Source organism: Marinobacter shengliensis, from assembly GCF_030297115.1.
In the GTDB taxonomy this organism is placed as follows: domain Bacteria; phylum Pseudomonadota; class Gammaproteobacteria; order Pseudomonadales; family Oleiphilaceae; genus Marinobacter; species Marinobacter shengliensis.
Genome location: NZ_AP028062.1, coordinates 2,500,573 through 2,518,741 on the forward strand (window position 1 = coordinate 2,500,573; position 18,169 = coordinate 2,518,741).

At 57.7% G+C, this 18,169-nt stretch carries 16 protein-coding genes and 1 tRNA gene; 7 read left to right on the top strand and 10 right to left on the bottom strand.

Annotated elements, in window-relative coordinates:
• Positions 1 to 22 precede the first annotated feature (22 nt).
• The 6 genes from katG to QUE75_RS11515 all read right to left on the bottom strand — a co-directional run bounded on the left by katG (position 23) and on the right by QUE75_RS11515 (position 6,829).
• Complete coding sequence (gene katG, locus QUE75_RS11490) at positions 23 to 2,194, bottom strand: catalase/peroxidase HPI (RefSeq protein WP_286250219.1); 2,172 nt, start codon at positions 2,192 to 2,194, stop codon at positions 23 to 25.
• Positions 2,195 to 2,581: 387 nt separating this feature from the next.
• Complete coding sequence (locus tag QUE75_RS11495; RefSeq protein ID WP_061332772.1) at positions 2,582 to 2,800, bottom strand: DUF2835 domain-containing protein; 219 nt, start codon at positions 2,798 to 2,800, stop codon at positions 2,582 to 2,584.
• A 13-nt stretch (positions 2,801 to 2,813) separates the two neighbouring features.
• The gene (htpG, locus tag QUE75_RS11500; RefSeq protein ID WP_286250222.1) at positions 2,814 to 4,706 is read right to left on the bottom strand and encodes a molecular chaperone HtpG; all 1,893 of its coding nucleotides are present in this window, start codon (positions 4,704 to 4,706) and stop codon (positions 2,814 to 2,816) included.
• Positions 4,707 to 5,168: 462 nt separating this feature from the next.
• Entirely contained in the window at positions 5,169 to 5,603 is a 435-nt protein-coding gene (locus QUE75_RS11505; protein ID WP_058090563.1) for a PaaI family thioesterase, read from the bottom strand.
• Positions 5,600 to 6,070 (bottom strand): PaaI family thioesterase, encoded by a 471-nt coding sequence (locus tag QUE75_RS11510; protein ID WP_061332768.1) that lies wholly within the window; start codon positions 6,068 to 6,070, stop codon positions 5,600 to 5,602. Before QUE75_RS11510 ends, QUE75_RS11505 begins: the two co-directional genes overlap by 4 nt.
• An 18-nt stretch (positions 6,071 to 6,088) precedes the next feature.
• Complete coding sequence (locus tag QUE75_RS11515) at positions 6,089 to 6,829, bottom strand: DUF599 domain-containing protein (RefSeq protein WP_286255679.1); 741 nt, start codon at positions 6,827 to 6,829, stop codon at positions 6,089 to 6,091.
• A 229-nt stretch (positions 6,830 to 7,058) separates the two neighbouring features.
• Here QUE75_RS11515 and QUE75_RS11520 point away from each other — a divergent pair, with 229 nt between their 5' ends.
• The 4 genes from QUE75_RS11520 (at position 7,059) to QUE75_RS11535 (ending at position 11,139) form a co-directional block, all read left to right on the top strand.
• Entirely contained in the window at positions 7,059 to 8,294 is a 1,236-nt protein-coding gene (locus QUE75_RS11520) for a M48 family metalloprotease (RefSeq protein ID WP_058090593.1), read from the top strand.
• Positions 8,295 to 8,455: 161 nt separating this feature from the next.
• Complete coding sequence (locus tag QUE75_RS11525) at positions 8,456 to 9,001, top strand: hypothetical protein (RefSeq protein ID WP_058090560.1); 546 nt, start codon at positions 8,456 to 8,458, stop codon at positions 8,999 to 9,001.
• Positions 9,001 to 10,188, top strand: a complete 1,188-nt coding sequence (locus QUE75_RS11530) for an iron-containing alcohol dehydrogenase (protein WP_286250228.1) — start codon at positions 9,001 to 9,003, stop codon at positions 10,186 to 10,188. The genes QUE75_RS11525 and QUE75_RS11530 overlap by 1 nt, the downstream gene beginning before the upstream one ends.
• 171 nt (positions 10,189 to 10,359) lie before the next feature.
• Entirely contained in the window at positions 10,360 to 11,139 is a 780-nt protein-coding gene (locus QUE75_RS11535; RefSeq protein ID WP_286250229.1) for a substrate-binding periplasmic protein, read from the top strand.
• A 4-nt stretch (positions 11,140 to 11,143) separates the two neighbouring features.
• Here the strand turns inward: QUE75_RS11535 and QUE75_RS11540 are convergent, their stop codons facing one another.
• Both QUE75_RS11540 and QUE75_RS11545 read right to left on the bottom strand, forming a co-directional pair.
• Positions 11,144 to 13,630, bottom strand: coding sequence for an ABC transporter permease (locus QUE75_RS11540; RefSeq protein WP_286250231.1), 2,487 nt, complete (start codon positions 13,628 to 13,630; stop codon positions 11,144 to 11,146).
• Positions 13,630 to 14,349, bottom strand: a complete 720-nt coding sequence (locus tag QUE75_RS11545; protein WP_286255681.1) for an ABC transporter ATP-binding protein — start codon at positions 14,347 to 14,349, stop codon at positions 13,630 to 13,632. The genes QUE75_RS11540 and QUE75_RS11545 overlap by 1 nt, the downstream gene beginning before the upstream one ends.
• A 69-nt stretch (positions 14,350 to 14,418) precedes the next feature.
• Here QUE75_RS11545 and QUE75_RS11550 point away from each other — a divergent pair, with 69 nt between their 5' ends.
• On the top strand, positions 14,419 to 15,078 hold the full coding sequence (locus QUE75_RS11550) for an arylesterase (protein ID WP_286250234.1): 660 nt from the start codon (positions 14,419 to 14,421) through the stop codon (positions 15,076 to 15,078).
• Here QUE75_RS11550 and QUE75_RS11555 read toward each other — a convergent pair.
• Positions 15,021 to 15,899, bottom strand: coding sequence for a YheT family hydrolase (locus tag QUE75_RS11555; RefSeq protein WP_286250236.1), 879 nt, complete (start codon positions 15,897 to 15,899; stop codon positions 15,021 to 15,023). The two genes, QUE75_RS11550 and QUE75_RS11555, sit on opposite strands and share 58 nt — an antisense overlap.
• A 168-nt stretch (positions 15,900 to 16,067) precedes the next feature.
• On the opposite strand from QUE75_RS11555, the gene QUE75_RS11560 reads away from it, so the two are divergent.
• Positions 16,068 to 16,143 (top strand) — tRNA-Asn (locus QUE75_RS11560).
• Positions 16,144 to 16,195: 52 nt separating this feature from the next.
• Here QUE75_RS11560 and QUE75_RS11565 read toward each other — a convergent pair.
• A complete protein-coding gene (locus QUE75_RS11565) occupies positions 16,196 to 17,485 on the bottom strand; it encodes a M18 family aminopeptidase (RefSeq protein WP_286250238.1) in 1,290 nt (429 codons plus the stop codon).
• A gap of 115 nt (positions 17,486 to 17,600) precedes the next feature.
• Between QUE75_RS11565 and QUE75_RS11570 the strand changes: the two genes are divergently transcribed.
• Positions 17,601 to 18,086 carry a hypothetical protein gene (locus QUE75_RS11570; RefSeq protein ID WP_286250240.1) on the top strand — a complete coding sequence of 162 codons (486 nt, stop codon included), beginning with the start codon at positions 17,601 to 17,603 and terminating at the stop codon, positions 18,084 to 18,086.
• Positions 18,087 to 18,169: the final 83 nt, after the last annotated feature.

Below are 18,169 nucleotides of genomic sequence, written 5' to 3' on the forward strand. Positions count from 1 at the left end.
ATGCCCGGCTGGTTACTGCGGCTTACTTCTTCACGTCGAAGCGGTCTGCGTTCATTACCTTGGTCCAGGCGGCTACGAAGTCTTTCACGAACTTGGCTTCGTTGTCGTCCTGGGCGTACAGCTCTGCGTAGGCACGCAGGATGGAGTTGGAACCGAACACCAGGTCAACACGGGTCGCGGAAAACTTGGTGTTGCCGCTCTTGCGATCCACGATGTTGTAGGAGTTCTTGCCAGTGGGCTCCCAACGGTTGGCCATGTCGGTCAGGTTCACGAAGAAGTCGTTGGTCAGCTGGCCAACGCGATCTGTGAACACGCCGTGCTTGGTGCCACCGTAGTTGGTACCCAGCACCCGCATACCGCCCAGCAGAACCGTCATCTCCGGCGCAGTCAGGCCCATCAGCTGGGCACGGTCCAGAAGCATCTCTTCCGGTTTGACCACGTAGTCTTTCTTCTGCCAGTTACGGAAGCCATCAGACAGCGGTTCCAGCGGCTCGAACGATGCCGCATCGGTCATCGCGTCGGTGGCATCGCCACGGCCTTTCAGGAACGGCACGTGCACATCATGGCCAGCGGCCTTGGCGGCCATCTCAATGCCCAGGTTACCGCCCAGCACGATGACATCAGCGATGCTCGCGCCGGTGTCGGCTGAGATTTTCTCATACACCTTCAATACCTTGGCCAGGCGCTGCGGCTCGTTGCCTTCCCAGTCTTTCTGAGGAGCCAGGCGGATGCGGGCACCGTTGGCGCCACCACGCATGTCCGAGCCACGGAAGGTGCGTGCGCTGTCCCAGGCCGTGGTGATCAGCTCGTTCAGGCTCAGGCCAGCGTCAGCGATTTTCTCTTTGACCACTTCCTCAATGTAGTTGGTCTCACCCTGGGGAACCGGGTCCTGCCAGATCAGGTCTTCAGCGGGAACGTCCGGGCCGATGTAACGGGACTTCGGCCCCATATCCCGGTGTGTCAGCTTGAACCAGGCACGGGCGAAGCAGTCTTTGAAGTACTCCGGATCTGCCATGAACTTCTCACAGATGGCGCGGTACTTCGGGTCCATTTTCATGGCCATGTCGGCGTCGGTCATCATCGGCTTGACGCGGGTCTTCATGTCGGTCGGGTCAACCGGCATATGCTCTTCTTTGATGTCGACCGGCTCCCACTGGTTTGCGCCAGCCGGGCTCTTGGTCAACTGCCAGTCGTAACCGAACAGCAGGTCGAAATAACCCATGTCGAATTTGGTCGGGTTGGTGGTCCAGGCGCCCTCGATGCCGGAAGTAATGGCATTTGTTGCCTTACCCTGCATGTTGGGGTTGATCCAGCCGAAGCCCTGATTCTCTACGTCTGCTGCTTCCGGTTCCGGCCCAAGCGCGTCCGCATCGCCGTTACCGTGCGCTTTACCCACGGTGTGGCCACCGGCGGTCAGTGCAGCGGTTTCTTCGTCGTTCATGGCCATACGGGCGAAGGTTTCGCGAACCTGCTCACCGGTCTTGAGAGGATCAGGATTGCCGTTTACCCCCTCTGGGTTCACGTAAATCAAGCCCATTTGAACCGCGGCCAGCGGGTTTTCCATGGTGTTTGGCTTGTCTACGCTCTCGTAGCGGCTGTCAGAGGGCGCCAGCCACTCTTTCTCTGCGCCCCAGTAGATGTCTTTCTCGGGGTGCCAAATGTCCTGACGGCCGTAGGAGAAGCCAAAGGTTTTGAAGCCCATGGACTCATAGGCAATGTTACCGGCAAGGATAAACAGGTCGGCCCAGCTTACCTTGTTGCCATACTTCTTCTTGATCGGCCACAGCAGGCGGCGAGCCTTATCAAGGTTGCCGTTATCGGGCCAGGAATTCAGAGGAGCAAAACGCTGGTTGCCGGTGCCACCGCCACCACGGCCGTCGGCCAGCCGGTAGGTGCCTGCCGCGTGCCACGCCATACGAATCATCAGACCGCCATAGTGACCCCAATCTGCCGGCCACCAATCCTGGCTGTTGGTCATCAGCTCGTGCATGTCCTTTTCGAGCGCTTCGTAATCGAGTTTTTTGACTTCTTCGCGGTAGTCGAAGTCTTCGCCCATCGGGTTAGTCTTGCTGTCGTGCTGGTGCAGGATGTCCAGATTCAGGTTCTCCGGCCACCAGGCCGCCACATTGCCCTGCTCCTGCGTATTAGACCCGTGCATGACCGGGCACTTACCACCACTATTATTCTCAGACATCGTATTCTCCTGTTTCTGCGTCATTGGCAAAAAAACATTTCACGATCAAGGGCATCACTAAATATAGATCATTCACAGGCCGCTGCTTGAATGTTTACTACCGCCTGTATAGTGAATCCCTATGGACTTCCCGCAGCCCGGGCAAAGCGACAGAACGATCACTGGGCGATTGCGTAATCCTGATAGTAGTCCACCAGAATCCCGAGCAAGTCCTTCCATGCTACCGGTGCAAATTCGATTGACACTGACATGGCGCAACTCCTTGATTGCGAGAACACCTTCACCTTATCGCGGGGGAGCGACCAACAGACAATTAATTAAAAATAAGCTTTTGAAAGTTTTTCTTTATCGCTAAAGGCATAGGAAGGCCAGTCTTAAAGGAGGGCGTTACAAACGCTCGATGGAGGCAAACTTGCCCTGATCGTCAAACAGGATGCGGAAACTGCCCTGAATGCCGTCTTTGAGGAAGAATCGGGAAAGGATACGGGCCGGGAAACGGACAGAGCGTCCGTCCCGGGCCGTGGTGCGAACATCGGTGGCAACGCCCTGGTAGAGTTTGATCCACTCGTCAGGGCTGATGCTGATGTCCACAATTATCTGCTGCATGGTCAGGGCCGGCTCAGTTAGCCAGCTCCAGCAGCAGACGGTTCAGGCGGCTGACATAGGCGCCGGGGTCTTTCAGTTGCTCGCCACTGGCCAGGGTGGCCTGGTCGAACAACACCGCAGACAACTCGCCGAAGCGCTCATCTTTGGCTTCCTGCTCCAGGCGCTGCACCAGAGGATGGTCCACGTTGATTTCAAAGATCGGCTTGCTGTCGGGCACTTTCTGGCCAGCAGCTTCCATGATCTTCTTCATCTGGGCGCCCATATCGAACTGGCCAGTGACCAGGCAGGCGGGTGAGTCCGTCAAACGGTTGGTTACCCGGACTTCCTGCACCCGGTCTTCCAGCGCTTTCTGGATGCGCGCGATCAGATCCTTATGTTCCTTGGCGGCCTCCTCCTGGTGCTTCTTGTCCTCCTCGGTTTCCACTTCACCGAGATCCAGATCACCACGGGCCACGTCCTGGAACTGCTTGCCGTCGTACTCGTTAAGGTAACCCATCATCCACTCGTCGATACGGTCAGACAGGATCAGAACCTCAATGCCTTTCTTGCGGAACACTTCCAGATGCGGGCTGCTCTTGGCCGCCATGAAGTTGTCAGCGGTGATGTAATAGATCTTGCTCTGGCCTTCCTTCATCCGGGCGATGTAGTCATCCAGGGAAACGTTCTGGGTAGACTCGCCGGTATGGGTGGAGGCAAAACGCAACAGGCCGGCAATTTTCTCGCGGTTGCTGAAGTCTTCTGCTGGGCCCTCTTTCAGAACGGTGCCAAACTCGTCCCAGAAGCCCTGGTATTCGTCGCTGTCTTTCTTGGCCAGCTTGGACAGCATATCCAGTACCCGCTTGGTCAAGGCGGTGCGGATGCTTTCTACGGTACTGTCGTTCTGCAGAATCTCCCGGGACACGTTCAGGGACAGATCGTTGGAATCGATCACACCCTTGGTGAAGCGCAGGTACAACGGCAGGAACTGCTCGGCATCGTCCATGATGAACACGCGCTGTACGTACAGCTTCAGGCCACGGGGTGCCTCCCGGTTGTACAGATCAAACGGCGCGCGCTTGGGGATATACAGCAGGCTGGTGTAGTCCAGCTTGCCTTCCACTTTGTTGTGGGACCAGGTCAGCGGGTCTTCGAAGTCGTGGCCGATGTGCTTGTAGAATTCTTTGTACTCTTCGTCCTTGATCTCGTTACGGGGCAAGGTCCACAGGGCGGTGGCGTCGTTGACGGTTTCCTCTTCGCCCTTCTTGTCTTCTTCCTCTGACTCGGCCTTCATTACGACTGGGAAGGAGATGTGGTCGGAGTACTTCTTGACCAAGCTGCGCAGTTTCCAGCCATCGGCGAATTCTTTGGCGTCGGATTTCAGGTGCAGAACAATCTCGGTTCCACGCTGCTCACGGGTCACCGGCTCGATGGTGAACTCGCCATCGCCCTTGGATTCCCAGTGCACACCTTCTTCTGCCGGTGCGCCGGCACGGCGTGTGAATACGTCGACTTTGTCGGCAACAATAAAGGCGGAGTAAAAGCCCACACCAAACTGGCCAATCAGCTTGCTGTCTTTCTTCTCGTCACCAGACAGTTGCTTGAGGAATTCGGCGGTGCCAGAACGGGCGATGGTGCCAAGGTTGGAGATAACGTCGTCACGGGTCATGCCGATGCCGTTGTCGGCGAGGGTAATGGTGCCGGTGTCTTTGTCGTAATCCAGGCGGATTTTGAGGTCGGGGTCGCCTTCGTAGAGTTTGTCGTCTTTCAGGGCAGCGAAGCGCAGTTTGTCTTCGGCGTCTGAGGCGTTAGAGATAAGCTCACGAAGGAAGATTTCCTTGTTCGAGTACAGGGAGTGGATCATCAGGTGAAGCAGTTGCTTCACTTCGGTCTGGAATCCCAGGGTCTCTTTGTTTGTTTCTACCGTCATGGCTGTGTTTTTCTCCTGCTCGGGTTTTAACTTTTGTGGAGCGGCCTGGGCCGGTAGGTTCTTCCAAAACACGCTGTGAATACGTCCATGTACGCTCTGCTCCGCCATCCATGGCTCCGCAAGGTTTTGGAAGAACCTACCGGCCCAGCCCACCCGACTTTTGAGTTAGGCCAGTGAAAGCACGATGTCTGGGCGAGCGGGTGGGGATGGCTTTCCGGAACCGTGCGGAGCCATGGGTGAAGAGCGAAAGCTCTTCACGGGCTGGCCAAGGACGGCCAGCCCAGGACCCGCAGTGCGCCGCAGGAGCAATAAGCCCTGCGGGGCGGAGCCCGAGCCGCACAGGGACGTCTCGAGGCGTGTTTCGGAAAGCCATCCCCACCCGCTTGCCTGCACCAATGCTGAAATTTCTTGAACCAGAGATGGGGGGTCAGCCGGGGCATTTCAACCCCAGTCAGAACCAATTCAGTCTTCGAGGAGGAAGTGGGCGCGGGCCGTGGCGATGGGTTGGGAACGGGACTTTTGCCAGGCCGAGATCATCACATTGGCAACCCGGTTGCCCTGGCGGGTCAGGCGGCATTCGGCGTAGGTTTCCCGGTTAAGGCCCGCGCGCAGGTAGTCCAGGGAAAAGTCGACAATTCTCGGCATCCGCAAGGTATCTTGAGACATGATCAGGTAGATCGCTGCCGACATTTCCATGAAGCCACCAATCACACCGCCGTGAATCGCCGGCAAAATCGGATTGCCCAGGTTCTCTTCTTTCTTTGGCAACCGAAAAATCAGGTCGTCTCCAAAGCGGTCGCATTGCAAGCCAATCCAGGTGGCGTAGGGAATGCTCTCCAGCATGCGGGAGAAGTCGCCGGTTTGCTGGGTGTATTTGAGGATTTCCGGGTCGGTCATTCCTCGCCTCCGGTGATCAGGTCTCGGTAGGATTTCGGGGTGGCTTCTTTGCCGATTCTCATGAACGTGCCAACACAGTTGGCAATGGTTTCACCGCCTTCCTGATAGGCCTCGCAGCGGGTAAAGATGATGTTCTTGGTGATCTTGTAGGTCTCGGCCCGGGCATAGACAGGCTTGTGGGGTTCGGCCGGGCGCATGTAGTCCACCCGCAAGTCGAGGGTCGGGCAGAGCTCGAAGTCTTCCAGGGCACAGATCATCACGGAGCCGGAGGCGGTGTCCATAAGAGTGGTAATGGCACCACCGTGGATAACGCCGGTATCCGGGTTACCAATGATCCTGTCGCTGTACGGCAGTTCCATGACCAGGTAGCCCTCGCCCGCTTCCTTCGCACTCAGGCCCAGTTCACGGGCCTGGTTGAGGGTGTTCACAAACCGGTTTACCCGGTTGATTCGGGTTTCATCGTTCATTCAGGGATGTCCTGCAATTCAGCTTTTCGGAGTGGTTTCTGCAGCTTGCTTACCGGGTACGGGTTCTTCGAACACTTTCCCGGCACGCAGGGCAACCAACGCATCAGACTGGAATTCCCGACGGTAAAGTACGACAACCACCAGGGTAGAAGCCGCTATAAACACCATGGGATGGATAAACCAGGCCACCACGGCCAGGGCGTAATAATAGGACCGCAACCCAAGGTTAAACGCGTCCCCTGCCAGGTTGCAGATGTTGCCGGCACTGCGGGCAAAGGCCTCCCGGGCGGCGGGGCTGGTTTTGGTGTCGTCCGGTAGGGGCGCGCTGCCTATCATCACCGCCACAAAGTTGTACATGCGCATAGACCAGGTGAACTTGAAGAAGGCATACACGAACACCACCAGCAACACCACTAATCGAAGCTCCCAGATTTCCCGGGTCGGTACGGCGCTGAAAGGCATGGTGGCGAACACTTCCATGGCTTCACGGGTGTAGCCGAGTGCAGTGATGATACCAGCCAGTATCAGCAAGCAGCTGGATGCGAAGAAGGCACCATTGCGCTCAAGATTACCGACCACGGAAGCGTCCGATATCCGGTTCTCCCGCTTGAGCATTACCCGCATCCAGTCTTCACGATACATATCCAGCGTGTTTGAGAGGCAGGCGCGAGTACTTGCCCGATTTCGGGAATACCAGGTGTAGCCTACCCAGCACACCAGAAACCAGAACAAAGCAATGAGTTCCAGGTAATAGCCCATGCGTGGTTGTCGATCCGTTGTAACGTATATGGCAGAGAGGTTGCGTGACAATGATACGCGAAGGTGCATGAACCGGCCACAACCCGGGTGGTCTGACACTAAAACACCGGTCGTACTGTGCTATATAATGAAACACCCAAATCAACAATTGCGCGTCCACGGAACCGGTCGCCCAAAGGAGTCGGATGTGAACCCCGGACAAATTCTGAGACTGACGTTACTCTCGGTGATGTTTCTTGCCATTGCGGGCTGTGCTGTAAACCCGGTCACCGGCAAAAAGCAGCTGTCTTTGATCCCTGAAAGCCAGGAATTGGCGCTCGGGGCCGAGCACTACACCCCAACCCAGCAAACCCAGGGTGGGCAGTTTTATCTGGACCCGGAATTGACAGTCTATGTTCGCGAGGTCGGCATGAAGCTGGCTCGGGTTAGTGATCGCCCCGATTTGCCGTACGAGTTTGTGGTACTCAATAGCAGCGTGCCCAATGCCTGGGCTTTGCCTGGGGGCAAGATCGCCATCAACCGGGGCCTGCTGGTCAAGTTTGAGGATGAAGCCCAGTTAGCCGCTGTGATGGGGCATGAGATTGTCCACGCTGCGGCGCGGCACAGCGTGCAACGCATGCAACAGGGGATGCTGATCAGCGCTGGCGTCGCCGGCCTTGGTTTTGCGCTGTCTGATAACGAGTGGGCCGGGCTGATTATGGGCGGCGCGGCCGTGGGCGCCCAGCTGGCTCTCGCACAGTACAGCCAGGGTGATGAGCTGGAATCCGACCACTACGGCATTCGTTACATGAAAGCCGCCGGTTACGACCCTCAGGCAGCGGTTGAGCTGCAAGAGCTGTTTCTGGAATTATCCCAGGGCAGGCAGACAAGTTGGCTGGACGGCATGTTCGCCACCCACCCGCCTTCAGCCAGGCGGGTTCGGGAGAACCAGGCCCTGGCCTCAGAGCTGGGAACCGGTGGCTTCCGGGGCCGCGACATTTACCAACGGCGCATTGCCCTGCTTAAAGAACTCCAACCCGCCTATGACGCCCACGATAAAGCCATGGAACTGGCATCCAAAGGTGATATGAAAGCCGCCCTTGATTCCATCAACAAGGCGATCGAGCTGGAACCGCGCGAGGCCATGTTCTTCGCCCTCAGGGGGCGGATCTACAAAGAACAGAAGCAAACAGAGAAAGCCCAGGCGGATTTCGACAAGGCGGTGTCGCTATACCCGGAGATGTTCCAGTACCAGCTATACAACGGCCTGAACTCACTGGCCATGAATAATCTGGACAAAGCCCGTGGGCACCTTGAGCGGGCCAATCAGGTGGTGCCTACCTCCATTGCCTATCTGCGGCTTGGCGATATTGCCAGCCGTCAGAACCGTCGGAATGACGCCATTGGCCATTACTCGAAAGCCGCCGAAGCCGGCGGCGATGTGGGCGAGGAAGCCAAAAGAAAACTAGCCGATCTGTCCCAATAGCAAACACGTGGCGGGGATAAAAACCGGGGGCTTAACGCTCCCGGTTTTTTTATGGCTAAAGCATTTGCCACGTTGACGCAAAAAAGCCGTCACAGATTGCATTGACATTTAGAGCAATAACTCTAAAAATCAGTCAAACAAACAACAATCGGATGGCGATCATGCTCGTAAAGCGACTTCAACCGATGATTTCCCACGCAAGGCGGTCCTATGTGGAACTGATGTTCCAGGTAATGGGCCGGGCCCTGCAGGCAATCAGCGAAGTAGACGAACAAACCCGGAACGAAACTCGCGCCCTGCCCGAAGGATTTCTGTTCGAGATGCAGGTGATGCCCAATGGCCCCAAGCTGATCGTTGAGCACACCGGAGATGGCAAACTGCATTTCCACGGCGACAGTGCTCCCCGGCCGGTGGACCTTTCCATTCAGTTCAAGCATATGGCCCATGCGTTCCTGGTACTGTCCTTCCAGGAAAAGACCTCGGTGGCCTTTGCCAACGACCGCATGCTGGTAGATGGTGATGTCAGTTACGCCGTGCGTATGACCCGTGTGCTCAACCGCCTGGAGTCATTCATCCTACCCAAGCTGGTCGCACAGCGAGCGGTCAAGGAATACCCAGCCAACCTGCATCTGCCTGAAAAACTGATCAGCGGTGCCCGCATCTACCTGAAAGTCGCCACCAACTTTGTCGAGACAGTGAGAGCATAATGACCAACAAATACTACGAGTTCTTCTGCCCGGTAAAAGTGATTGCCGGCAAAGCTGCCTTGGAACACATTCCGTTTGAATTGACCGGCCTGGCCGCCAAGCGCCCGATGATTGTTACCGATAAGGGTGTTCGGGCGGCAGGCCTGCTTGACCCTGTGATTGCCGCTTGCGAAGAAAGCGGACTGGAAATCGTCTCTATTTATGACGACGTCCCCCCGGATTCTTCTACAACGGTTGTTCGCGATATCGCCACGGTTTACCGCAAGGAAAAGTGCGATTCCATTATTGCCGTGGGCGGCGGCTCCGCCATTGATACCGGCAAAGCCGTGAACATTCTGGTCTCCGAAGGTGGCGACGACATCGCCAAGTACAGTGGCGCAGGTATTCTGAAGCATCCCCTGAAGCCCTTCTTCGTGGTACCAACCACAGCCGGAACGGGCTCTGAAGTCACATCCGTTGCCGTGATTACCGATGAGAAAAAAGGCGTGAAGCTGCCGTTCACCTCATCGTTCCTGTTGCCGAATGCGGCGATCATCGACCCACGGATGACGCTGACCCTGCCTCCCCATATCACCGCCGCAACCGCCATGGATGCCATGACTCACGCGGTCGAAGCGTTTACCTGCATGGCCAAGAATCCGCTGAGCGATGCCTACGCCACGGCTGCCATCAAAAAGGTGAGCCAGTCACTTCTGGCGGTAATGGACAACCCCAAAGACGAGAACGGGCGGCTTGAACTGGCCCAGGCCTCTACCATGGCCGGCATTGCCTTCTCCAACTCCATGGTTGGGCTTGTACACTCCCTGGGCCACGCAACCGGCGCGATCTGCCACCTGCCCCATGGCCTGTGCATGAGCCTGTACCTGCCGTATGTGCTTGAATTCAACATTGAAAGCATCCGTGAACCCCTGGGCGAACTGCTGCTCTACCTGGAAGGCCCGGAAGTATTCTCGGCAACTCCTGCAGCCCGCCGTGCCGAGGCCAGCATTTCCGCCATCCGCAAGCTCAGGGACGCACTGCATAAACGCTGTGAGCTGCCCCGTACCCTGAAAGAAACCGGCAAGGTGCTGGAGAGTCAGCTGGAGGCCATCGCCGAGATGGCGCTGGACGACGGCTCCATCATGTTCAACCCGCGGGAAGTCGCGAAGGAAGATGCCCTTTCGGTGCTGCGGCGCGCCTGGGCCTGATCGGAGTTATCTGGGCTGACCCATCGCCCGATGGGTTAGCCTAAAGTCAGATTCACAATGATTGATTTATAGGAGGAAGTCGTTACTATTTAGCAACGTTCTGGCAGGGAGTTGGCCGGGTAAGTTTGATCGTTATACCGCAGTGGCCTGCAACAACCTGAGTTTCTTTGAATGAAAGATCTATTGTCCAGAGCATCGCTTTTTTCACGCCGTAGCTTTGCCATTCTGACGGCGGGCCTGTGCCTGTCCATGGCGGCACACAGTGGCGAAGACCAATCCGGGACCTTCCGTTTCAACATATCCCCCAACGGCTACCCCCCATACCTGATTGTGGATGGCGAGAAGCCCTCCGGCATCATGTGGGACGTGGTCGCACTGATTGTGCCGCGCCTCGGTTACGATCTTGAGTTCATGAAAATTCCAAGAAAGCGGGTCGACCAGATGCTGGCCGACGGTTTCCTGGACGGCACCCCCCGTGCCATCGAATGGACGGAAAAGCCCGAACAGTTTCTGTTCACCAACCCGGTTGTCCATGTAGAAGAAGTGTTCTTCTTCGCAAACGGCGCCGAATTTGAGTACAACCACCCGAGCGACCTGTTCGGAAAAACCGTGGTTACTCACCTGGGCTACATGTACCCTGCCCTTGATTCCTACTTCGAAAGTGAACAGATTCGGCGTTTTGACGTCTCCCGTGACCGGGATATGTTCCGGTTTCTGCTGCACGGCGAACGGTTTGACACGGCCCTGGCTGACCGACTTGTCGGCCAGTGGATTCTGAAAACCGAAGGCATGGCAGAACATTTCAGCAGCTCCGAGACTGCCATCAGCCAGTATGGTTTCCGGATCATGGTTCGCCCGGAGTGGACGGAGTTCGTGCAGGCCTTCAACGAGGAGCTGCAGAAGATTCGCGAGAATGGCGAGCTACAGGCCATTCTCGCGAACTATCGCTGACAGTTTATTCCAGCCGCCGCAACAGCAGCATGGGTGACACACTCAGAACCGGGCGCAACTGCCAGCGCCCGAACAATGCCAGCAGCGCTGCACTGATGAAAGGAATGGGCAACATCACCTGCCAGTGCCAGCGGAAAGTACCCTCAAACATTCTGACTTGAAGCGCATAGACCGCCGCCTCTGCCGCCAACACACCCATAATACCCGCGACGAACCCCAGCAGGGCAAACTCCAGCATGGTACTGCGGGCAAGCAATGACTGCTGGCCGCCCAGGGTGCGAAGCAAAGCGCCCTCCCGCTGACGATCCCGCAGTGTGGCGCTGACCACCGCCGCCATCACCACCAGAGCCGCCGCCAGGATCAGCGCAAGAATGGCTTCAATGGCCTGGGTAACCTGGCGCACAATCTGCTGGATACGCTCGATGATATGATCGATCTCCAGAACCGAGACGGTCGGGAACCGGCGTGAAAACTCATTGAGCGCTACTTTGTTACGCTCATCCAGATGGAAACTGGTAATCCAGGTACCAGGCATATCCGTCAGCCCACCGCCGGGCGGGAAGGCCATGTAGAAGTTGGGCTTCATGCTGTCCCATTGCACAGTACGAATGCTGGTGACCGGTTCTGTCACCGTTTCCGAACCAATGGTGAAGGTCAGGCGATCCCCCATGACCAGCCCCATGCGTTCCGCCAGCTCTGCCTCAACCGACACACCGATGGTGTCGCCGGGGGCAAACCACTCGCCGGCAACAATCTCATTATCTTCAGGCAGTTCTGCCATCCAGGTCAGGTTCAGTTCACGGTTCAGAGCACCAATGCGTTCATCCTTGCTCACGGCCTCCAGAACCGGCTGATCATTCAGTTCCGTCAAGCGCCCGCGCACCATGGGATAGACCGTATCCAATGGGGCGTCACGCTCTGCCCAGAAGGCTTCCACTTCGTCCACCGCATCCGGTGCGATGTTAATCAGGAAGTGATTGGGGGCATTATCCGGTAACTGGGCCTGCCAGTCGTCGAGCAAAGAAGTGCGCACCAGGATCAGCGTGGCCGCCAGCATCAATGTCATGGCAAACACCGCCATTTGCGCCATGCTGGCCTGTCGATGCCGGTACAGGCCCACCAGCGCCAGGCGCCAGGCGTTGCCGCCGCCACGTACACGGCGCAGAACCGCCACCATCAGGCCACCGACCAACGCCAACACCGCCAACAGGAGTGCCAGGCCGCCCAACAAGGCAAACACCAGCGCAACCTCGCCAGCGTATAACCAGACCAGACCGAACACGGCGAGAATCGCAATCGCAATATCGGGGATCGCGTCTCGCCCACTTTCCCCGGGCTGCGCCCTCAGAACCCGCATCGCAGCCACATTGCGCAGCCGGCGAATGGGCGGATAGGCAAACGCGAACAGGGAAACCAGAGCCGTAAGCAAGGCGGGTACCAGGGCCGAAGGCGCCAGATGGAAATCGACCGGCTGCTCCAGCACGTCGCTCAACAGGCGAACCAGAATCCAGAACAGCGGCAGCGCCACCAGCAGGCCACCAATCACACCGGCGATACCCCACAGCGCCAACCGGCGCAGGTAAAGGCCGCCAATTCCCCGGCTCGACAGCCCCAGGGTTTTAAGAAGTGCCACGGTATCCCGCTGAGACAAGGCGTACTGACGGCTGGCAACCGCCACGGCCACCGCCGCCAGCAGGACCGCCAGGCTGCCACCGAGCAACAGGAAACGTTCAGCACGCTCCAGGGATCGGGAGAAGGTTTCGCCATCGCGCACACTTTCCCATTCATGGCTCGGTTCCAGCTGTGGCTCCAGCCATTGATAGTAGTCGTCAAGCAGGTTGTCAGGCCCGGCGAACAGATACACGTATTCAGCGCGGCTGCCTTCCTGTATCACGCCGGTGCCGGGCACGTCGTCCACATGAATCATCACACGCGGGGCCAGGGAGGATAGCCGGAAACCGCCGTCCGGCTCCCTTATCAGCAGGCTGGTGATCTCAAGTTCAAGATTGCCCACTTCCAGCGTCTCACCAATCTCGAGTTCCAACAATCGGAGCAACCGGGGATTGACCCAGATCTCGCCCCGCCCGGGGCCGGCACTCACGGTTTGGCGCGGGGCATCAGAGACTGGTTGGATTTCGATCTCGCCACGCAGGGGATACTCATCACTGACGGCCTTGACGGAAACCAGCTGGAACCCACCTTCACCAAATACCATGGTGGAGAATTCAATCAGCTGGCCGGTCTCCAGGCCCCGATCACGGGCTTCGTCAATCCATTCAGCCGGCACTGGCCGGCCATTCTCCGCCTCAAGCTGGCGATCCGCCGCCAGGAAAGAGCTGGCCGAGGAGACCAGGGTTCGCTGCAGCTGGTTGGCGAACAGGGCAATGGTAGCCACGGTTGCCACGGCAATCACCAGGGCCACCAGCACAACCCGCACATCACGCTCGCGCCAGTCCCGGCGCACCGACATCAGTTTTTTTGCAGCCGCCATCAGTCAGCCAACTCCCGGGCCGCTTCCGGCTCTGTCAGTACACCGGCTTCAATGTGAAGCTGCCGGCCGCATCGCGCTGCCAGGTGTTCATCGTGGGTGACCATGACCAAGGTGGTGCCTTGCTCCCGGTTCAGATCCATCAGCAGATCCGACACCGCCTGCCCGGTGCGGTTATCCAGGTTGCCGGTGGGCTCATCCGCAAACAGAATAACCGGGTCGGAAGCGAAAGCCCGGGCGATGGCTACCCGCTGCTGTTCACCTCCGGATAACTGCCGTGGCGTATGGCTCAGGCGCTCGCCCAGCCCTACCCGCTCAAGCAGTTCTTTGGCCCGTGCCTCCGGCGATTCCATCCCTGCCAGCTCGAGGGGCAACATTACGTTCTCCAGCGCGCTCAGCGCCGGCAACAGCTGGAATGACTGGAACACGAAGCCAACCCGGCTCGCCCGGAGCTGTGCTCGCTGGTCTTCCGTCAGGTTACTGATTTCAGCACCGTCCAGCTCTACTTTACCTTCGGTCGGGGTGTCCAGCCCGGCAAGCAATCCGAGCAAAGTGGTTTTTCCGGAACCGGAGCGGCCAACAATGGCTACGGACTCTCCCCGATTGATTTCCAGACTGACCCCCTGCAAGATCGTCAACGTATCAGTTTCCAGGCTCACCCGGTGAGTAAGGTCGGTCACCCGTAACATGGGGTTTGTGGCGGCTAGTTTGGGGTCCGTCATCTGGTTCACGGTGGCTCCGTTGTCTGGTGCTGTGTTTTATTGAATCTGTAAAGGGTATACGAATTTACTATGCATACGGTATCGGCGTTGGTCAGATCATTTGCCCTCTCAGCACTGATGTTGCTGTCGCTCTCCGCTCTGGCCAGCCAGAACACACTACTGGTAGTTGGCGACAGCCTCAGTGCCGCCTATGGCGTGCCGTCCGACACAGCCTGGGTTCAGCTGCTGAGGGACAGGCTTGATGAACAGGGCCTGAACTGGAACGTTGTGAACGCCAGCATCAGCGGCGAAACCACCGATGGCGGCCTGCGGCGGCTGCCTGAACTGCTTCAGAAAAACCAGCCAGACGTTGTGATCATCGAGCTTGGCGGGAACGACGGCCTGCGCGGCTTTCCACCGAATGTGATTGAATCCAACCTCGCCGACATGATCGAGCAAGTGCGGGATGTCGGTGCCATCCCGGTGCTGGTGGGCATGCAAATTCCACCGAACTATGGCCAGCGTTATACCCGCCTGTTTGCGGACATCTTCCCGAACCTGTCTGACCGCTACGACACGCCTCTGGTTCCCTTTTTTCTTGAGGGCATCTACAACGAGGATGGGCTAATGCAGGAGGACGGCATTCACCCCACCGAGGCTGCCCAGCCGGTACTGCTGGACAATCTATGGCCTCAACTGGAGCCGTTGATCCTGGACAGGAACCCCAGCGCCCTGCGCTCAGACCAGTAGTAACCGTCACGGGCCAGCTCGACAAATCCCACATGCCCGCCCCACTTTGGCGCCTCGACGGTAACGTCGGCGCCGAGGACCTTACGGCCTTCCGGGAAACATCGGGCTGACAGGAAGGGATCGTCTACCGCATTAACCATCAACGCCGGTACCCGTATGTCCTTCAACCGAAACAGTGCCGAGCAGCTGGCCCAGTAGTCCTGGGCATCCCGGAAGCCATGCAGGGGTGCGGTGTAGCGGTTATCAAATTCGTGAAAGTTGCGGATGTTGTCGAATCCGGTCACGTCAATCAGATCCGGAAACCGACGGGCCTTTTCCTGCATTTTGCCGTGCAGATCCCTCAGAAAGCGCTGCATGTAGATCCTGCGACTGGGCAGGGCCAGCATATCCGCGCTACCAGCCAGGTCTGCGGGCACTGAATAGGCAACGGCACCGCTGATGCGACTATCAACACGCTCGCCCTGCTCGCCGAGGTATAGCAGGGTGAGGTTGCCGCCCATGCTGAAGCCAGACAGGAACAGGTTGCTGTAGTGGCCTTCCAGCGCGTGGGACACCACCGTATGCAGGTCTTCCGTGGCTCCGCTGTGATAGAACCGTGGCTGGCGATTCATCACCCCGCCGCAGGATCGGAAGTTCCAGGCCAGCACATCCCAGCCATCCGCCATTAATGCCCGCGCCAGCCCGAGCACATAGGGGCGCCGGCTGTGGCCTTCCAGACCATGGGACACAATGGCCAGGCGGTCACTGCCCTGACGGTACCAATCCAGGTGCAGTTCATCGTTATCCGGAGTCGCCAGAACAGCGGTTTCCGGCTGTGGCATGGTCACGTTCCGGAACAGCGTTGGCCACACAGACTGGATGTGTCCGTTACGTAACCAGACCGGCGGGCGGTAGCCCGATTGACTGCGCTTGTGCAAATTTTGACCTTTCTTTTCAGGGGGTTGACGAACACTATTAAAGAACTTAATATGCCCGCCACTTGATGCTGTTCCCCGATAGCTCAGTTGGTAGAGCAACGGACTGTTAATCCGTTTGTCCCTGGTTCGAGCCCAGGTCGGGGAGCCACTTATTCCGAGAAAGCCGCTGATTCAACATCAGCGGCTTTTTCATTTCTGCCTCAGAAAACCTCTTCCCGCTGCATAAATTCCTTCAGAACCTGGTACAGGGTATAACCATCCTGACTACCGATCATTTCACGGATGGAATGCATGGCGAACTGCGGCACACCGATATCCAGCGTGGTCACGCCCAGATTACCGGCGGTCAGCGGCCCGATGGTGCTGCCACAACCCATGTCACTGCGTACCACAAATGTTTGGTGCGGCAGGCCAAGCTCATCACTGATATGCCGGTACAGAGCGGCCGACCGGCTGTTGGTGGCGTAGCGCTGGTTGTGGTTAACCTTGATGACCGGCCCCTGGTTCAGGATCGGACCGTGGTTTTCATCGTGTTTGTCCATGAAATTCGGGTGCACACCGTGGGCATTATCTGCGGAAATCATCATGGAGCGGGCAATCGCCCTGCCCTTGCCTGCGCCACACCAGCGCTCCAGAACGGCTCCCAGGAACGGGCCCTGGGCACCTTCCGCCGACATGCTACCCACTTCTTCGTGGTCATTGCACACCAGAAGCGCGGCTTCATCACCTGAAGTGTTCAACAGGGACTGCAGGCCAATGTAACAACTGAGCAGGTTATCGAGACGGGCCGACGCCAGAAACTCCTGACGCAAACCAACGAAAGACGCGCCCTGGGCATCGTAGAAACTCAGTTCATAGCCCAACACTTTACGAATCTTCAGGCCGGATTCACTGATCAACTGCTCACGCAGCAAGTCAGCAAATGACGTTGTATCGGTTTCCGGCAGTTGCATAACGACCGGAGGCAGGTCTGTCTGGGCATTCACTGAACGATTGCTGTTGGCTTCCCGGTCCAGGTGAATGGCCAGGCTGGGAATAATTGCCACCGGCTTACGGAAGTCCACCAGGGTGTCCCGGACCTTACCGTCCTCATCCAGAACCGTAACCCGGCCGGCCAACGACAGATCCCGGTCAAACCACGAGTTCAGCAACACGCCGCCGTAAACTTCCACACCTAACTGGAAAAAGCCCTTGCGGCGAATCTCGGGATTCGGCTTTACCTTCAGGCAGGGGCTGTCGGTGTGGGCACCCACCATCCGGATGCCGGAAGTCGCTACGTCATTCTTGCCGGTGCGGAAGGCAATAATGGAGGAGCCATTGCGAATGGCGTAATAGCCCCGGCCCTGCTCCAGCGCCCACTCTTCCCGCTCATCCAGCTGCTGAAAACCGGCGTCATCAAGCCGGGATTTCATGGTGCTTACTGCATGCCACGGTGTTGGAGAGGCATTCAGAAATTCAATCAAGTCATTATTAAATTCAGTGTGTTCCATGATCTTCCTGATTGCATGATAATGGCTGCTACAGTATGGCATGAAGCCGGCCCCGCTCCTACCAGGCTGCCGGTTAGTCCCTATACGCACCCACTGATCAACGCCGGAGCCCACTGTGTCGATACCCCGATTCCTGGACATCGAATACTGTCAGACTGACGACGCCCTGTTTCCCGTCGCCATGGCCTGGTCGCTGGAAGACGGCCAGATGAAAACCGTGGTTATTGCCCCGGAGGAAGCCTGGCTGCCAGATGACGGCGACCTGGGGGACTTTGACCTGCTGTACCTCGAAGAACAGGGCGTGCCACTGCTCGAACTGGTTCAGGAACTCCATCAGGACTTGCCAGACCAGACCGTATACGTGGATGGCATGGACCCGGATGAAATTCTGATCGATCTGATTTTCAGTGCCGTCAGCCAGGATGCCCCTTTCGAGATTGCTCCAATTTCCGAACTGATTACCGGCATCGACAGCGACACCCTTGAAGACCGCCGTCGGCAACTGATGTTTGACGAAGGCCTGGAACCACAACTCCCGGAGAATGGCGTTTACGCCCTGCTGATGCTTGCGCAGGAGGAAGGCCTTCTGGCTGACCTGTAAGCGGGCCGGCTGACACGGGGAAGTGTGACCGGCGTCTGCGTAACAAAGCGTTACACAAGGCAGAATCTGGCGTCAGCAACGTT